A 1151-nucleotide genomic window follows, 5' to 3' on the forward strand; every position below is an offset into this window, starting at 1 on the left:
TAAACCGACTAAGCCATTACTAGAAGTGAATTGCCATCACAACTACGCCGAAAAGGAGGTGCATTTTGGCGAAGAGGTATACGTAACCCGTAAAGGTGCTGTACGCGCAACAGAACAAGACTATGGGATAATCCCTGGTTCAATGGGAGCAAAATCCTATATTGTTAAAGGAAAAGGTAGTGCTAATAGCTTTTGCTCTTGCTCTCACGGAGCAGGTCGTTTGCTGTCTCGGAATAAGGCGAAAAATGTTTACACACTTGACGATCTGATTGAACAAACAAAAGGTGTAGAGTGTCGTAAAGATTCAAGCGTTTTGGATGAAATTCCAGGCGCATACAAGCCGATAGATGAGGTTATGAACAGCCAATCTGACCTCGTTGAAATTGTGGCGACGCTTAAGCAAGTGGTTTGCGTTAAAGGATAAATCCATTTATCCTAACAATCCTAGCAATGAAATTAGATCATTATTAGTTTGACTGCGTTAACGATGGCACTTAAAAAGATTGACGTAAGCATTGCTTATGCAATCTGGTCTGGTCTAGGAACTTCTCTGATTGCTGTCATAGGTATTTTTTGGTTTAAAGAACCGGTAAATGTACTGAAAATAATGTCTATTTCACTTGTCATTATCGGCGTGATTGGTTTAAACCTTAGTGCCAGAACTCCTTAGCACAGCAGACATTAAAGTACAAACAAGAATGTGTTGACTTTCTAGACGACTCACGCGTGTTCAATGAGAGAACTTGAACGAATTAATTTTGTAGTAATACGAGAAGTATTGAATTGAGGAGGTGACAAGAAACCCGAGTCAATAAAGTAAGAGAAGTAATTATTCAGTAGTTTATTATCCACAGGTGGGCAGGTAATATTACTGCCGACTAACCCACTAACTGTATTGAAAGTATCAAATTGCAGAGATTTTGGTTGAAAATAAAGTTCAGGAATTGACTGTTGTTGCGGTGGAAGCTTTTCCTCTAAGAAAGATAAGAAGGGATATAAAGCATTTTCTGGCATATTTGGCACAAGAAACATCACTTGAGAAAGCCAATCTTCAAAGGGAATTTGTTGAATTGAATAGCCAAAATTATGCATCCAGTTCACAAAGTGATGCCATGAGATAGATTGAGGATTAGAAATGTGAAATACTCTCT

Annotated in this window: 2 protein-coding genes and 1 pseudogene; 2 read left to right on the plus strand and 1 reads right to left on the minus strand. The window is 38.6% G+C overall.

The window, feature by feature from the left end; all coding sequences use genetic code 11:
- Window positions 1–424, plus strand: a 424-nt coding sequence (locus G4P69_RS38620) for an RtcB family protein (RefSeq protein ID WP_208355320.1), incomplete at its 5' end; no start/stop codon positions are given.
- Between the two features lie 48 nt (window positions 425–472).
- Window positions 473–670 (plus strand): DMT family transporter, encoded by a 198-nt coding sequence (locus tag G4P69_RS38625; RefSeq protein WP_279605584.1) that lies wholly within the window; start codon window positions 473–475, stop codon window positions 668–670.
- Between the two features lie 50 nt (window positions 671–720).
- Here the strand turns inward: G4P69_RS38625 and G4P69_RS38630 are convergent.
- Window positions 721–1151, minus strand: a pseudogene (locus G4P69_RS38630) (hypothetical protein); the annotation flags it as partial.

This window comes from Aetokthonos hydrillicola CCALA 1050, assembly GCF_017591665.1.
Lineage (GTDB): Bacteria > Cyanobacteriota > Cyanobacteriia > Cyanobacteriales > Nostocaceae > Aetokthonos > Aetokthonos hydrillicola.